A 15,602-nucleotide genomic window follows, 5' to 3' on the forward strand; every position below is an offset into this window, starting at 1 on the left:
CCGTGGAACAGCTGGGGTGGCCCGTACCGGGATGCTACGGCAGGCGGCCGGTCCGGGAGGGGGAGACCCCGCAAATACGCGAAACAGCGGCCTTCCGAGGAGTCGGCGGGCACGCCTGTGCGCCCCCGCGCGGTCCTGACGGCGAAGGGCCGGTCAGGCTTTGCGCACCGGTCGCCGTGGACCGCCCGGGACCGGGGCCGCCGGGCGGGGGAACGGGTCGTGGGGGCCGTCCGGGAGGACGACCTCCACCTGCGCGCTCTCCGTGAAGCGGTAGGGGCGGTGGTCCAGGAGGGGCCCCAGGTAGCGGCGCACGCGGGACATCTCCGCGCGTACCGTCACCGTGCGGGCCGGGTCGCCGAAGACGTCCCGGGCGAGGTCCGCGGCACTGCGCCCCGTGCGGTGCACGGCCAGCAGGTACAACAACTCGGCGTGCCGGGGGCTCAGTTCCCGGGTCCAGGAGCCCGACGTGCCGGACACCTCCACCGACCGGCGGCGCGGCTCCCTCAGATCCAGCACGATCCGGGTCGCGGCGCGCGCCACCGGTTCGTCCGCCGCCCGCACCAGCCAGCCCCCGGCCAGCGGCTCCAGCGAGCAGCGGCCCAGCGTCGGCAGCCACCGCATGCCCGCCGACACCGACGCGGGCAGCGTCAGCCGCTCCGTGTACGGCATCCCCGTCACCGCCGCCGTCCACCCCTGCCGGTCCACGACCAGCGCACGCCCGTCGATCCGGGCCAGCACCGGCGCCGCCACCGCGCGCAGCCGCTCCAGCGACCGCAGGTGCGTCTCCCGCAACCGCGCCTCGGCGAGCTTGGCCACCGAGGCGACCCACGCCAGCGTGGCCGGGTGCATCGTCTCCAGCGGCCCGCTCACGTCCACCACACCGATCAGCCGCCCGTCACGGGGGTCCGTGATCGGCGCCCCGGCACACGTCCAGGCTGCGTGCGACCGCACGAAGTGCTCGGCGGCGAACACCTGCACCGGACGCCGTGCCACCGCCGGCGTGCCCACCCCGTTGGTGCCGACGACCTCCTCGCGCCAGTCCGCGCCGACCTCGAAGCCCAGCCCGTCGGCCTTGCGCAGCACCGGCGCGCTGCCCTCCCGCCACAGCACCCGGCCCTCCTCGTCGGCCACCACCATGATGTGGTGGGCGACGTCCGCGACCGGCAGCAGCCCCTCCCGCAGCACCGGCAGTATCCGCCGCAGCGCCGAGGTCTCCCGCCGCCGCTGCACCTCCTCCCGGGACAGCGGACGGCTGCGGAAGTCGTGGTCCGGGTCCACCCCGCTGCGCAGCATCCGCTCCCAGGACTGCCCGATCACCGGACGGGGCGCCACGGGCGTGCGCCGCCCGGAGAGCGTGGCGGAGCGGACCTCGTCGAGCACCCGCGCCGCCCGCGCCGCGTCGACGGCGGCCAGCTGCGTCACGTCCATCGGCGAGAGCGCCACCGGTCCCCTCCCGGAAGAAGAACTGTCGGTCCCATACTGCCGTCCGTCCCCCGGCGCGAACGCCCGCCACGGCCACGGGGACGACACGTTGCAACCCCTTGCAACCCTGGTGGAGGTCTCCCGTCCGACCGAGACTTGGGCGACGCCGTCCCGAGCGGCGTCCACGGCTCGCAAGGGCCCGTGCGGCGGGGGTGGTGCCGTGTCGGCGCAGCACCACCCCCGCGTCGCGCCCGCCGCCGCTCAGCACACCGGCCGGGCCCGCTCCACCACCGACGCCAGGTCCAGTGCGTGCGGCAGCGTCCCGAACGCCGCGCCCCCGTCCCCGCCCAGCCGCGCCGCGCAGAACGCGTCCGCCACCTCGGGCGGCGCGTACCGCACCAGCAGCGACCCCTGCAGCACCAGCGCCAGCCGCTCCGTCAGCCGCCGCGCCCGCCCTTCGACGCCCTCCAGGTCCGCCAGGTCGGTCAGCAGGTCCTTGATCGCGGCGTCCAGCCGGTGATCCGCCCCGCGCGCCCGCCCCACCTCCCGCAGGTACGCGTCCAGCGCCGCCGGCTCCCGCCGCAGCGCCCGCAGCACGTCCAGCGCCTGAATGTTGCCCGCGCCCTCCCAGATCGAGTTCAGCGGCGACTCCCGCACCAGCCGCGGCATCCCCGACTCCTCGACGTACCCGTTCCCGCCCAGGCACTCCGCCGCCTCCACCGCGAGCGGCGCGCACCGCTTGGTCACCCAGTACTTCGCCGCCGGCACCGCGATCCGCAGCAACGCCCGCTCCCGCTCGCCGCCGTCGTCGTACGCCGCCGCCAGCCGCAGCGCCAGCGTGGTGGCCGCCTCCGACTCCAGCGCCAGATCGGCCAGCACATTGCGCATCAGCGGCTTGTCGACGAGCTTCCCGCCGAACGCCTCCCGGTACGCGCAGTGGTGCACCGCCTGCGCCACCGCCTGCCGCATCAGCCCCGCCGAGCCCAGCACACAGTCCAGCCGGGTCGCCGCCACCATCCCGATGACGGTGCGCACCCCGGCCCCCTCGTCCCCGACCCGGCGCGCCCACGTCCCGTCGAACTCGACCTCGGCGGACGCGTTGGACCGGTTGCCCAGCTTCTCCTTGAGCCGCTGGATGAGGAACACGTTGCGCGTGCCGTCCTCCAGCACCCGCGGCACCAGGAAACACGTGAGCCCCCCGGGCGCCTGCGCCAGCACCAGGAAGGCGTCCGACATCGGCGCCGAGCAGAACCACTTGTGCCCGGTCAGCTCGTACGCGCCGTCCCCGGCCAGCGGCCGGGCCGCCGTCGTGTTCGCCCGCACGTCGCTGCCGCCCTGCTTCTCCGTCATGCCCATCCCGAACAGGACGCCGGGCTTGTGCCCCGCGGGCCGCAGGGCGCGGTCGTAGACCGTCGACGTCAGCCGCGGCTCCCACTCCGCCGCCAGCTCCGGGTCCGTGCGCAGCGCGGGGACCGCCGCGTGGGTCATCGACAGCGGGCAGCCGTTGCCGGCCTCCACCTGCGTCCACACCAGGAACGCCGCCGCCCGCCGCACGTGCCCGCCCGGCCGCCCCCAGGCCGCCGTCAGCCCCGCCGAGACGCCCTTGCCGAGCAGCCGGTGCCAGGACGGGTGGAAGTCGACCTCGTCGATCCGGTGACCGTAGCGGTCGTGGGTGCGCAGCCGCGGCGGGTTCTCGTTCGCCAGCGCCCCCCACTCCTGCACCTGCGCGGATCCGGCGGTCCGCCCGAACCCCGACAGCTCGGAGAGGCCCTCGTCCCGCACGCCGGGATCCAGATGCCGCTCGACCGCCTCCACCAGCGCCCGGTCGGCGCCGAACACGTCGTACTGCACCAGCGGGGGAGCCTGATTGGTCACGGTGTGCGTGGTGCCTGCCATGCCCACGAACGTACCCCCTGGCACCCGGGCCTCACCCGCCGATCCGGCCTGTGGGTGAGTGCGACCTGGTACGACGGATACCTTTAGGGCGTGCAGCCAGCAAGTGAACCCCCCGACGCGCCCTCCGGCCGCCTCCACCGGGCCCGGGCCCTCTACCGGAACGTCTCCAAGCGCAGGACCGCCTGGCTGCTGCTGAAGGACACCGTCAACTCGTGCATGGAGTACCGCATCCTGGGCCTGGCGGCCGAGGCGGCGTTCTTCACGCTGCTGTCGGTGCCCCCGCTGCTGCTCAGCCTGATCGGCCTGCTCGGCTACGTCGACGCCTGGACCGGCGCCGACACCATCCAGAGCGTGCAGCGCAACCTCCTGGAGGCCTCCCGGACGGTGCTGTCCGACCGGGGCGTGACGGAGGTCGCCGAGCCGATCCTGCGGGACGTCACCAAGGGCGGCCGCCCCGACGTGATCTCCCTCGGCTTCCTGATCGCCGTGTGGTCGGGCTCCCGCGCGGTGAACGTCTTCATCGACACCATCACCGTCATGTACGGCCTCGACGGCGTGCGGGGCATCGTCAGGACCCGGCTGCTGGCCTTCCTGCTGTTCATCGTGGCCCTGCTGATCGGCTCCGTCGCGCTGCCGCTGATGGTGGCGGGACCGGACGCGGTCGTCCAGGTGGTGCCCTGGTCGACGACGCTCGTCCAGATCCTCTACTGGCCGGTCGTGATCCTGCTCTCCGTCGCCTTCCTGACCACGCTCTACCACGTCTCCGTGCCCGTGCGCTCCCCGTGGATCGAGGACGTGCCCGGCGCGCTGGTCGCCCTCGCCATGTGGGTGCTCGGCAGCTTCCTGCTGCGCCTCTACCTGACGAACACCGTCGAGGGCCCCACCATCTACGGCTCCCTCGCCGCCCCCGTCGCCGTACTGCTGTGGATCGGCGTGTCCGCGTTCGCCGTGCTCGTCGGCGCCGCGGTCAACGCGGCCATCGACCGGGTCTGGCCGGCCGCCGCGACGGCCGCGGCCCGCGAGGCCAACGAGCGGCTGCGGCAGGCGCAGGTCGCCGAGTACGTCGCCCGCACCGCCGCGGCCGGCGAGGCCGACCCCGACATGCCCTCCGAGTTCCCCGAACGCTGGTCCCGCTTCCTGCCCCCGGAGGACGTCACGGCCCGGCTGCGCGCCCATGCGAAGTCCACCCACCCGAGGCACGACGAGGGCCCGGGGCACGACGAGGACCCGGGGCACGAGGAGAAGTGAGCCGTTCCTCCCGGCCCGGGGCTCCGCCCCCGCCGCGGGGAACCATCGCCGAACGGCTCGCTCCCATGAGCCCGCGTCTACGCTGCTCCCATGGACGCACTCACCGGTCTGCTCGAGGGCCCCCGAGCACGGGGGGCGTTCATGATCAGGGCCTGTCTCGAACCGCCGTGGGCGATCCGCGTGGAGGACCGCGCCCCCCTGACGGTGATGCTGCTCGTCCGCGGCGAGGCGTGGGTCGTGCCGGACGGAGGGGAACGCCTCCGACTGCGCCCCGGCGACCTGGCCATCGCGCGCGGCCCCGGCCCGTACACCTGCGCCGACGACCCGGCCACGGCCCCGCAGGCGCTGATCCTGCCCGGCGGCGAGTGCTCCTACCCCGACGGACGCCCCCTGAACGGCGTCATGGACCTGGGCGTCCGCACCTGGGGCCACCGGCCGGACGGCGGGACGGTGATGCTGATCGGCGCCTACCGGATGCGGGGCGAGACCGGCGGCCGGCTCCTCGACGCGCTGCCGCCGCTGCTCTCCCTCACCGCCGACGCGTGGGACTGCCCGCTCACCCCCTTCCTCATGGACGAGATCGTGCGCGACGCCCCCGGCCAGGAGGTCGTCCTGGACCGGTTGCTCGACCTGCTGGTCATCACCGCGCTGCGCGCCTGGCTCGCCCGCCCGGAGGCGGAACCGCCCACCTGGTACCGGGCCCGGGCCGACCCGGTCGTCGGCCCGGCCGTACGCCTGCTCCAGGACGATCCCGCCCACCCGTGGACGGTCGCCGGACTCGCCGCCGAGGCCGGGGTCTCCCGCGCCGCCCTCGCCCGCCGCTTCACCCGGCTCGTCGGCGAACCCCCGATGGCCTACCTCACCGGCCGGCGCCTCGCCCTCGCCGCGGACCGCCTGCGCGACACCGACGACACCATCGGCGCGATCGCCCGCCAGGTCGGCTACGGCAGCGCCTTCGCCCTGTCCACCGCCTTCAAACGGGCCTACGGGGTCAGCCCGCAGGAGTGGCGGAACCGGGCGGCGTAACCTGAGGGCGTGTACAGGGAACGGGCGTCGCGGCTGACGGGAGCGGTCGTGTGGACCAGCACCCCGTCCCCGGGCGGGGAGAGCCGGGTGCTTCCCGACGGCTGCATGGACCTGCTGTGGAACGAGGGACGCCTGCTGGTCGCGGGCCCCGACACCCGCGCCCACCTCACCGAAGGCCGGCCGAGCGCCTGGGCGGGCGTCCGCTTCCGCCCCGGCACCGCGCCCGCCCTGCTCGGCGTGCCCGCCCACGAACTGCGCGACCGCCGCGTCGACCTGGCCGACCTGTGGCCGCCGGCGGACGTGCGCCGCATGACGGCCCGGGTGAACGCGGCGGACGACCCGGCGCGCGCCCTGGAGGACCTGGCCCTGCGCCGGGCGGCGGAGACCACCCGGCCGGACCCCTCGCTCGGCCTTCTCGTGGCCGCCCTCGAGGCGGGCCGCCCGGTCGCCGCGACCGCCGACGAACTGGGCGTGGGAGCCCGCCAGTTGCACCGTCGCTCGCTGGCCGCGTTCGGCTACGGACCGAAGACCCTGGCCCGCATCCTCCGGATGCGCCGCGCGCTGGCCCTGGCGCGGGCGGGCGTCCCCTTCGCGGAGACGGCGACCCGCGCCGGCTATGCCGACCAGCCCCATCTGGCGCGCGACGTACGGCACCTGACGGGACTGGCGCTGGGCGAGCTAGTCGCCCGCGGGTAGCGGGGCGAACAGGTCCACCCCGTTGCCGTCCGGGTCGAGGAGGACGGCGTACCGCTGCCCCCACACCGCGTCCCACGGCTTCAGCTCGACACGGCTCCCGGCCTCGGCCATCTCCGCGAACAGGGCGTCGACCTCGGCGGGACCGTCGCACCGCAGCGCCAGGGAGGTCCTGCCCCCGCCCGTCGGCGGCTCCCATTCCGTGTGGAAGGACCGGATCACCTCCTCCGTGTCCAGCAACAACCGCAGCCCGCCCGGCAGTTCCGCCTCCACGTGTCCCTGCGTCTCCGCCCCCTCGGGGAAGGCGAACCCGAGCCGCCGGTAGAAGGCGACGGAGGCGGCCATGTCCGAGACGACCATTCCGATGGCATCGAATCGTGCGCTCATGCCGCCCACGGTAGGGCCGGCGCGCCGGCCCGGTCTTGAAGGAATCGGACACCGGCCGCGCGACGTTCACGCCCCGGGCGGGCAGCCCGCCCGCTCTGCGTGCAGTTCGGAGCGGACCAGCTCCAGAAGGCGGCCCGTCCAGTTCCGGCCGCGCCCGCCGTTGTCGCCCCAGAAGTCCGACTCGACGTCGTCGTAGACGAGCGTCGCGTCGTCCGTGGCCAGGAGGACGCGGGCCAGGTCCGGGTGCTGGGCGTACTTGGCCCGCAACAGGCCGGTCATCACGGCCGTGCGGGCCTGCTCCCAGCCCTCGCGCCGGCCGGCGGCGGCCGCTAGACCGCGTGCGGCGAAGGCGTTGCCCGCCCCGGCGACCGCTTCCCGGACGGCGGGGTCGGCGGCGGACAGGGCCCAGTAGGCGTGGGCGACCGTGGGGAAGGTGGTCCCGCCGACGGTGACGGGGGCCGGGTAGTCGTTGCGCAGGACTTTCGTGCCGGGGGCGTCCAGCGGCTCGGGCGTGTGGCCCTGGTGGAGGTGGACCGCGGGGGCGAAGGCGGTCGCCGGTCCGTCGGCCGGGACGTGTGCGCGCCGTTCGGCCCTCTCCTCCGCCCCGTCCTCGAAGTAGGCGAGCGCCTCCTCGTACTCCTCCTGTGTGATCCCCTCGTCCGGCCGGTGGCCGCCGGACCCGTCGGGGCCGGTCACCAGGATCCACAACGGCCGGTCCTTCTCGTGCATGTCGCCCAGCGCGTAGTGGCGCTGTGTCTCGGGGATCGCGAAGTAGGCGTCACGGGCGAGGGCCCGCTTCTCCTCGGTCCGGTCGGCCAGGAACGCGTCGACGGCGGCCAGACAGCGGTCCGTCGAGTCCGGACGCCCGTTGAGCCGGTCGACGGTGTCGCGCACCTCGGCCAGCAGCGCCTCGGGGGTGAGCCACGTGCGCGGCTCGCCGAACTCCCATTCGGCCAGCCCGTGGGCGGACGCCCGACCGCCCTCGGGGAGTTCGGTCGCGACCCGGCCGCTGCGCAGCTCCTCCTCGAACTCCTCCAGGGTGACCAGTCCCCAGCAGTCGACGAGCCCGTCCGCGTAGACGAACAGGTCGGTCAGGTGATAGCCCCTGTTGCGGATGAAGACGTGCCGCCACGTTCCGGGGACGCGCACGCCGTCCGCCGTGCGGTGGGTGATCCGGTTACTGGTCATCCGCACATTCTGGAGCACCGCGCCGGCCGCCCGGCGACGAGTTCCCGGCGCCCGCCGCATAGGCTCTCGCCCATGCCCGCCCCCGCACTCCTCGTGTACACCCGCACCACCGACTACCGGCACGACTCCATCCCCGCCGGTGTCGCCGCCCTGCGCGCCCTCGGGGGCTTCGCCGTCGACGCGACCGAGGACCCGGCCGCCCTCGAGGGACCGCTCGGCCGGTACGCCGCCGTCGTCTTCCTCTCCACCAGCGGTGAGGTGCTCACCCCGGCCGGACGCGAGCGGCTCAGGGCGTACGTCGAGGCGGGCGGCGGGTTCGTGGGGGTGCACGCCGCCGCCTGCACGGAGTACGACTGGCCGTACTACGGCGAACTCCTCGGCGCCCGCTTCGACCGGCACCCCGCCTTCCAGCCGGGCCGGGTCGTGACCGAGGACCACGGCCACCCGGCGACCCGGCACCTGCCCGCCGTCTGGGACTTCACGGACGAGTGGTACGACTTCCGCACCGACCCGCGCGCCGCCGGCGTGCGGGTCCTGCTCCGCGCCGACGAGTCGTCGTACGAGGGAGCCGGGACGGGGCCCGGACACCCCCTGGCGTGGTGCCGCGACCAGGGCGCCGGGCGGGTCTTCTACACCGCGCTCGGGCATGCCGCCGAGGCCTACGACGACCCCGCCTTCCGCGCCCACCTGCGCGGCGGGATCGCCTGGGCGGGCGAGCGGGTCAGTCCGGGCGGTGGGAGGCCGTGACCTGACCGGCCCGCGCCGGGGCCCCGGCGGAGGACGAGGTGATCACCTCGGAGCGGCGGCCGTCCCGGTTCAGCAGGCCGCCGGTGAGGGCGAGGCCGAGGCCGGCCACGGCGAGGACGGCGCCGACCAGGGCGGGGGAGGTCCAGCCCCAGCCCGCCGAGAGGGCCAGCCCGCCGAGCCAGGCGCCGCCCGCGTTGGCCAGGTTGAAGGCGGAGTGGTTGGAGGCCGCCGCCATCGTCGGGGCGTCCTTCGCCTTGGCCATGAGCAGCATCTGGACCGGCGTGGTGATGAGGGACCCCAGCGCGCCGATGAAGGTGATCGTCACCAGGGCGGGCCAGGTGCTGTGGACGGTGAAGGAGAACGTCACCAGCGCCGCGGCGAGCAGGGCGAGCCCCGCGTACAGCGTCGGGCGCAGGGCGCGGTCCGTGAGCGGGCCCGCGACCAGCGTGCCGAGCGTCATCCCGACGCCGTAGAGCGCGAGGACCAGGGTGGTCGAGGACTCGGAGATGCCCGTCACGTTGGTCAGGATGGGCACCAGGTAGCTGTAGACGGCGAAGAAGCCGCCGAATCCCACCACCGCGACGGCCAGACCGATCGCGACCTGCCGGTTGCCCATCGCCCGCAGCTCGTGCCGGATGCCGGTCTGCCCGCCGCGGGGCTGGTGGGGGACGAACAGGGCCAGCGCGGCGAGGGCGGCGAGGCCGATGACGGCGATCGCGAGGAAGGCGGACCGCCAGCCCAGCTGCTGGCCGAGGGCCGTGCCGGCCGGGACGCCGACGATGTTCGCGACGGTGAGGCCGAGGAACATCTTCGAGACGGCGCGCGCGGCCCGGTCGGGGGCGACCAGCCGGGAGGCCACGACGGCGCCCACGCCGAACAGCGCCCCGTGCGGCAGCCCCGTCAGGAAGCGCGCGCCGAAGAGCAGGCCGTAGGTGGGGGCGAGCGCGGACGCGACGTTGCCGACCACGAACAGCCCGGACAGGAGCAGCAGCAGCCGCTTGTGGGGCACGCGCGCGCCGATGCCGGTCAGCACGGGGGCGCCGACGACGACGCCGAGCGCGTAGGCCGAGACGAGGTTGCCGGCGTCCGGCACGGAGACGCCGACCCCGTCGGCGATCTGGGGCAGCAGCCCCATGGTGGCGAACTCGGTCGTGCCGAGGCCGAACGCGACGACGGCCAGGGCCAGCAGAGCCAGGGGCATGGTGCGGGGAAACCTTTCGAAGACAGCGGGCCGGAGTGAGGGAGGGAAGGACCGAGGCCGTCCCCGGCTCTCGTGGCCGGTCGCGCTGAGCACCCTTGCACGGCGCACTCCGGGAGAGGGCAGGCCCTTGGACGGAGCAAGCCCATAAGGAGTGGAGCAAGGACGGCGGGCCGCGCATTCCACGATCGGGCCGCACACCGCCGTGAGCTGTGTCACGGTCACGCCGTACCGGGCGGGGACGCCGTCTCCCGGCCTCCGGTCCCGCCCGGCCGGACGCCGGGGCGCGGCCGGGCGGGAGCACGGCGCCGTCCGTCAGCCGTGACCGCCCGCACGGGGGCCGGGAGGCGCCGTGCTCGCGCGTTCCACCAGCCGGGTCGACAGTTCCGTGCGGGTGCTCTCCGGGCGGTGGCCGTCCATCATGCGCAGCAGCAGCCGCAGGGACGTCGCCGCCATCTCGGACAGCGGCTGGCGGACCGTCGTCAGGGCCGGGGTGAGCCAGCGGGCCTCGGGCAGGTCGTCGTAGCCGACCACGCTCATGTCGTCCGGTACGCGCAGACCGCGCTCGGCCAGGGCCTCGTAGACGCCCAGCGCCATCCGGTCCGAGCAGACGAAGACGGCCGTGGGCGGCTCGGGCAGATCGAGGAGCTCGCGCAGCCGGCGGCCGGCCGCGTCCTCCCCGGAGCCGGCGTGCCGGACGTACTCGGGGCGGTGCCGCACGCCCGCCGCGGCGAGGGCCGAGCGGTAACCGGCGATCCGCGCGTCGGCGCACAGCGTGCGCCGCTGTCCGGCGACGACCGCGATGCGCTCGTGCCCCAGCGCCAGCAGGTGCTCGGTCGCCGTCACCCCGCCCCGCCAGTTCGCCGCGCCCACCGAGACCACGCCCGCCGGCGGTTCGAGCACCGGGTCGATCATCACGAACGGGATGCGGTGCTGCTCGAGCCACGCGTACTGCGGCTCGCTCAGCTCGGCCAGGTGGAACAGCACCCCCGACGAACCCCGCAGGACGAGCTTGTCCAGCCAGCCCCGCTCCGGCCGCTCCGCACGGCTGCGCGTCAGGGCCGCCGAGACGACGAGCTCGAGGCCCGCGTCGTGCGCCGCCTCCTCCGCGCCGTGCAGCACCGCGCCCGACCCGGAGGTCTCCAGCGAGTGCACCACGAGGTCCACCAGGCGCGGCGCCCTCCCGCCGTCGAACCGGGGTCTCCTGATGTACCCGAGCCGGTCCAGTGCCTCGGTGACGCGGCGGCGGGTCTCGGGGGCCACGTCCTCGCGGCCGTTGACCACCTTGGACGCGGTCGGCACGGACACCCCCGCCTCGCGGGCCACCACCGCCAGCGTCGGCCCGGCCGTCACGCCGGCACCCCCCGCACGGACCATCGAGCATCCACCCCTCCGAATAGAAAGCGCTTCCTACTGTAGGTCCGGCGCACCGGGGCGGGAAGAACTCCCACACGGACGCGGGAATACCGAAGGGCGTCGTGGGGCTCTCATGTCACCGGCGGGCCCGTCCGGTGCGCGACGCGGCGCGGTGCGGCGAAGGGGCGGTGGGCACATGACGGCAGACCGGGAGCACCCCGTGACCGGAACCCCGTACGGGGCCGTGCGCGGTCGCTGGGAGCGGGGCGTGGCCGTCTTCCGGGGCATCCCCTACGCGGCGCCCCCCTTCGGCCCCCGCCGCTTCCGTCCACCGGCCCCGCCCGACCGCTGGGACGGCGTGCGGGAGGCCGCCGCCTTCGGGCCGACGGCCCCCAAACCCCCGTACTCGCAGGCCTTCGCCCGGTACCTGTCCGACCCGTCCGTCCCCGGCGACGACTGCCTCAACCTCAACGTGTGGACCCCCGACCCCGCCCCCGGAGCCCGCCTCCCCGTCCTCGTCTGGCTCCACGGCGGCGCCCTGACCAGGGGCTCCTCGGCCGTCCCCGTCTACGACGGGCACACCTTCGCCCGCGACGGCGTGGTGTTCGTGTCGGTCAACTACCGCCTCGGCGTCGAGGGCTACGGCCTCTTCCCGGACGCCCCCGCCAACCCCGGCCTGCGCGACCAGCTCGCCGCGCTGCACTGGGTCCACACGGCGGTCCGGGCCTTCGGCGGCGACCCGGACCGCATCACCCTCGGCGGCCAGTCCGCCGGAGCGATCAGCACGGGCGCTCTCCTCGCCGCCCCGCAGACCCGGGGACTGGTCCGCCGCGCCGTCCTGCAGAGCGGCCCGCCCGAGACCGCCGACCGCGACAAGGTGCGCCGCATGGTCCGCCGCATGGCGAACCGCCTGAAGGTCCCCGCCACCGCCGAGGCCTTCGCCGCCGTCGACCGCGGCCGGCTGCTCCGCGTCCAGGCCGACGTCGGCCGCCTCGGCAGCCCGATACTCGGCGGCCCCGCCTTCGGCATCGTCACCGACGGCGACCTGGTCCCGCGCGACCCCCTGGAGGCGCTCACCGACGGCGCCGCCCCCGGCGTGGAGCTGCTGACCGGCTGGACCCGCGACGAGTACCGCCTCTGGCTCGTCCCCGGCGGCCTGGTGGAACGCGTCGACCGCCTCGGCGCCCTCGCCCTCGCCGGCGCGATGGCCCGCTGCCGCTGCGGCGGCGAGGTCCCGCGCGGCTACCGCGCCCTGCGCCCGGACGCCGGCCCCGCGGAACTCGTCGGCCAGCTGGTCACCGACCACCTGCTCCGCGTCCCCCTGCACCGCCTGGCCGACGGCCGCCGGGACCCCTCGTACGTCTACGAGTTCGCCTGGCCCTCCCGCCGCCCCGGCCTGGGCGCCTGCCACGCCCTGGAACTCGGCTTCGTCTTCGACAGCGGCGACGAGCCCGACGCCCGCAAGCTCGCGGGCGAGGGCGCGCCGCGGGACCTGGCCGACGCGATGCACGGGGCGTGGGTGCGCTTCGTCACCGACGGCTCGCCGGGCTGGGAGCGCTGGGACGCGGGGCATCCCGTGCAGGTCTACGGCGACGGCGACCCGCACGTCGAACACGGCCTCCGGGACCGCGAACTCGCCCTGTGGGCCACGCCCGCCGCCGAGGACCCGGCGCCCGCCCCACCCCCCGAACTCCGCTCGGTCGTGCGCCGCCTGCGCCGCGCCGGCGCCCTCCGCCGCGACTGACGCGGGCGTGCGGCGGGGCGGGCCTTCCGGTCACCGGTCGGCGGGGCCGCCGCCGGCCGGCGGGATGAGCATCCTCTGCGCCGGGCCGGACGGCTGAACCGTCCTACAGTTCGCTGTCTCCCCACGAGGTGACGTGCACGTCGTCGCCGACGGACAGGGTGCCGGTGCGGAGCACGGCGTACTTGGTCCCGTAGGCGATGCCGCCCCCGGTGGCGCGGCGGTAGCCGGCGAGGGTGCGCAGCGGCTCCGGGCCCGCCTTCGCCCCGGTGTCCTGTTCGACCATGGTGACCGCGCAGCGGACGGCGAGCTTGGCGTAGCCCAGTTCGGTGTCGCCGACGCGGATGCGGTGGGCGCGGTCCTCGGTGTGCGGTTCGTCCCAGCCGTCGACCACGATGTTGGGGCGGAAGCGGTTCATCGGCAGTGGCGGGAGGCCGCGTTCGGCCAGCTTGCGGTTGAGCAGGTCGAGCGTGGCGCGTGAGAGGACGTGCAGGGCGCAGCTGTCGGCGTAGGCGGAGGTGCCGGGGGTCCTGCCGTCGGTCACCCGGTCGTGCTCCGGCGGCACGCGCACGAGCCGGCTCGGCACGCCGAGCACCTCCGTGAACCATTCGGCGGCCGTGTCGCCCTGGTCGACGCCCTGGTGGACCGTCCCGAACAGGTCCACCTTCCGCCGGACGGCGGCCGTGTCCACGCGGAGCTCCAGCGTCTCGAACTCCGGTGCGTGGAGGGTGAGCCGGCCGCCGTCGGCGCTGACCGTCGGCCGGATCAGGGCCAGCCGGGGGTCCCTGCGCTGCGTCCGCCCCACCCCCTCCTCGCCGACGACCATGAAGCTGCGGTCGTGCGCGAGCCCGGCGGGGGTGAGCGGAGCCTCGCGCACCGATGTCCCGGCACAGCCCTTGACCGGGTAGTACGTCAGCTCGGCGACGCTGGCCATGGTGGCGTTTCCGTCCTGTTCCGCCGGTCGGCGACCGCCCTGGTGCTCACCGGGCCGGTGAGCACGTGCCGAGAATACCGATCGGTGTGTTCTCCCGGGCCGGGACGAGAGGTGGCGCCGCCTCAGATAGTCGGGGTGTCGTCGACCACCGGCTTGTGGATCTCGATGACCGGCTTCCACCCCGCGGAGAAGTCGATGAAGTCCGCGCGGGTGGGGTAGGTGTCGATCGCGCGACGGTCACGCTTGGGGCTGTCGCTCGCCTTGCGTCCCCGGGGGATCTGCTCCTCGAAGATGTCGACCTTCACGTCGGGGACCTCCTTGAGGCCCTGGCGCCAGATCTGCACGATGTCGGCGCCGAACGCCTGCCGGGCCGCGGCGTAGAGGGCCGTGAGGGATCCCTTGTCCCCGCCGGGGACGAAGAGCGCCAGGTCCAGCACGACACCGGCGGACTGGAGGACCTCGATGGTCACCGGGCCGTTCTCGTCGGCCAGGTAGATTCCCGCTTCGTTCTCGTCGTCGGGAAGGCAGGAGACCTCTTCCTGGAAGATGGTCCTCGCCGTGATCGAGCCGCCCTCGAAATTCTCACCGGGCTTGGTCAGGAAAGCAGGGACATGGCAGTCGGGAAGCTTGAGTTCTGCCGTGTCGGCGGAAACGAAGATCCTGTCCTTCACGCCGAGCTTCGTCACCTCTTCCAGCGAGAGGCGGCGAGCGGTGATCTTCTCCGTGTTCACGATTGCCCTTTCAGGTTGCGCTGTCCCTCCGGGCGAGGACGCTACCACGAAACCCCGAGGTCAACTGCCCAGTGATACATGGGTGGATGGCCTCCGACGACCTGCGCGGGAGGGCGCTGAAGCAAGTGCCACTCGGTCGGGAACGCGCATCTGACGGGTAGTGTCCCCCGTCATGGTGTCGAAGATCAACTGACGGTTGCATTCCGGTGCGTTGGGCCCACAGGGGAACCTAAACGGAGTTTGCGTCAGATATCGCCCGTATCCCCTTCGGGGGATGGCGGCGAGGCAAGGCGGCCCATTCGTCGCGCACCCCGAAGAGCGCGAACCGGAGGCCACGTACTACCGCATCCCCTTCGCAGGGCACGCCTCTTGACGGTCGTCCTGGGCGTGCCGCCCGGCCGTGGCCTCCTCCCGCGCCTCCTGCCGTACGTCGACGGCGTGCGCGGGATGTTGCTCGGGGCCGGGCCGGCGGACACGTGGGGAGTGGGGGAGCGGGAGCCCGGGAAGGTCGTGTGGTGCGCGAGCCCGGCGGAGGTGAGCGGCGCCTCGCGTACCGATGTCCCGGCACGGCCCTTGACCGGGCAGTGCGTCAGCTCGGCAGCGTTGGCCATGGTGGCGTTTCCGTCCTGTCCGCCGATCGGCGACTGCCCCGGTGCTCGATCCGATGAGTCTTGCAGCGTGCTGGGCCCTTCCCTGCCGGACCAGTGATCATTTATCGAATATATCGGTCGAGGATCATCACGCTGTGATCACGAGAAGTTGTGATCATCTTGTGAATCAACCTGTGAGGCGCTTACGTTTTCCCGACTTTTGGGTTGATCAAGTGGGGGCGTCTGTGCGTCGTTCGACGCGTTCGTTCGCTGTTGTCGTTGCTTTCGTGCTCGCCGGGCTTGCCGGCACGGAGCAGGCCGCGTTGGCGATCGGACAGTGGCCAGGTGACAGTTCCGGTGAGAGCGCCCCGGAGCAGGGGTGGGGTTCGGCCACCGGTCGCAGTCACAAGGCACCGGCCGATGCCACGGATGCCTCGGCCACGGG

The 15,602-nt window shown here is 74.3% G+C and carries 13 protein-coding genes; 5 read left to right on the forward strand and 8 right to left on the reverse strand.

What is annotated here, in order from left to right:
* Nucleotides 1-153: 153 nt before the first annotated feature.
* Nucleotides 154-1,428, reverse strand: coding sequence for a helix-turn-helix domain-containing protein (locus ACZ8ZB_RS27485; protein WP_470741590.1), 1,275 nt, complete (start codon nucleotides 1,426-1,428; stop codon nucleotides 154-156).
* 255 nt (nucleotides 1,429-1,683) lie between these two features.
* Complete coding sequence (locus ACZ8ZB_RS27490) at nucleotides 1,684-3,318, reverse strand: acyl-CoA dehydrogenase family protein (RefSeq protein WP_470740308.1); 1,635 nt, start codon at nucleotides 3,316-3,318, stop codon at nucleotides 1,684-1,686.
* A 90-nt stretch (nucleotides 3,319-3,408) separates the two neighbouring features.
* Here ACZ8ZB_RS27490 and ACZ8ZB_RS27495 point away from each other — a divergent pair, with 90 nt between their 5' ends.
* The 3 genes from ACZ8ZB_RS27495 (at nucleotide 3,409) to ACZ8ZB_RS27505 (ending at nucleotide 6,288) form a co-directional block, all read left to right on the forward strand.
* The gene (locus ACZ8ZB_RS27495; protein ID WP_470740309.1) at nucleotides 3,409-4,566 is read left to right on the forward strand and encodes a YihY/virulence factor BrkB family protein; all 1,158 of its coding nucleotides are present in this window, start codon (nucleotides 3,409-3,411) and stop codon (nucleotides 4,564-4,566) included.
* Between the two features lie 90 nt (nucleotides 4,567-4,656).
* Nucleotides 4,657-5,592: an AraC family transcriptional regulator gene (locus ACZ8ZB_RS27500; protein WP_470740310.1), complete on the forward strand. Its 936-nt coding sequence runs from the start codon at nucleotides 4,657-4,659 to the stop codon at nucleotides 5,590-5,592.
* 9 nt (nucleotides 5,593-5,601) lie between these two features.
* Entirely contained in the window at nucleotides 5,602-6,288 is a 687-nt protein-coding gene (locus ACZ8ZB_RS27505) for a DUF6597 domain-containing transcriptional factor (protein ID WP_470740311.1), read from the forward strand.
* Here ACZ8ZB_RS27505 and ACZ8ZB_RS27510 read toward each other — a convergent pair.
* Both ACZ8ZB_RS27510 and ACZ8ZB_RS27515 read right to left on the reverse strand, forming a co-directional pair.
* A complete protein-coding gene (locus ACZ8ZB_RS27510) occupies nucleotides 6,271-6,672 on the reverse strand; it encodes a VOC family protein (RefSeq protein ID WP_470740312.1) in 402 nt (133 codons plus the stop codon). The two genes, ACZ8ZB_RS27505 and ACZ8ZB_RS27510, sit on opposite strands and share 18 nt — an antisense overlap.
* 66 nt (nucleotides 6,673-6,738) lie before the next feature.
* Nucleotides 6,739-7,860 (reverse strand): NADAR family protein, encoded by a 1,122-nt coding sequence (locus tag ACZ8ZB_RS27515; RefSeq protein WP_470740313.1) that lies wholly within the window; start codon nucleotides 7,858-7,860, stop codon nucleotides 6,739-6,741.
* Between the two features lie 72 nt (nucleotides 7,861-7,932).
* Here ACZ8ZB_RS27515 and ACZ8ZB_RS27520 point away from each other — a divergent pair, with 72 nt between their 5' ends.
* On the forward strand, nucleotides 7,933-8,607 hold the full coding sequence (locus tag ACZ8ZB_RS27520; protein ID WP_470740314.1) for a ThuA domain-containing protein: 675 nt from the start codon (nucleotides 7,933-7,935) through the stop codon (nucleotides 8,605-8,607).
* Here ACZ8ZB_RS27520 and ACZ8ZB_RS27525 read toward each other — a convergent pair.
* The gene (locus ACZ8ZB_RS27525) at nucleotides 8,582-9,808 is read right to left on the reverse strand and encodes an MFS transporter (protein WP_470740315.1); all 1,227 of its coding nucleotides are present in this window, start codon (nucleotides 9,806-9,808) and stop codon (nucleotides 8,582-8,584) included. The two genes, ACZ8ZB_RS27520 and ACZ8ZB_RS27525, sit on opposite strands and share 26 nt — an antisense overlap.
* A 312-nt stretch (nucleotides 9,809-10,120) precedes the next feature.
* Nucleotides 10,121-11,182, reverse strand: coding sequence for a LacI family DNA-binding transcriptional regulator (locus ACZ8ZB_RS27530; RefSeq protein ID WP_470740316.1), 1,062 nt, complete (start codon nucleotides 11,180-11,182; stop codon nucleotides 10,121-10,123).
* A gap of 175 nt (nucleotides 11,183-11,357) precedes the next feature.
* On the opposite strand from ACZ8ZB_RS27530, the gene ACZ8ZB_RS27535 reads away from it, so the two are divergent.
* A complete protein-coding gene (locus ACZ8ZB_RS27535; RefSeq protein ID WP_470740317.1) occupies nucleotides 11,358-12,905 on the forward strand; it encodes a carboxylesterase/lipase family protein in 1,548 nt (515 codons plus the stop codon).
* Nucleotides 12,906-13,008: 103 nt separating this feature from the next.
* Here ACZ8ZB_RS27535 and ACZ8ZB_RS27540 read toward each other — a convergent pair whose 3' ends face one another.
* Together ACZ8ZB_RS27540 and ACZ8ZB_RS27545 are read right to left on the reverse strand one after the other, a co-directional pair.
* Nucleotides 13,009-13,836, reverse strand: a complete 828-nt coding sequence (locus ACZ8ZB_RS27540) for an MOSC domain-containing protein (protein WP_470740318.1) — start codon at nucleotides 13,834-13,836, stop codon at nucleotides 13,009-13,011.
* A 122-nt stretch (nucleotides 13,837-13,958) separates the two neighbouring features.
* Nucleotides 13,959-14,567: a hypothetical protein gene (locus tag ACZ8ZB_RS27545; RefSeq protein ID WP_470740319.1), complete on the reverse strand. Its 609-nt coding sequence runs from the start codon at nucleotides 14,565-14,567 to the stop codon at nucleotides 13,959-13,961.
* Between the last annotated feature and the right edge of the window lie 1,035 nt (nucleotides 14,568-15,602).

The organism is Streptomyces sp. 12E (assembly GCF_055633275.1).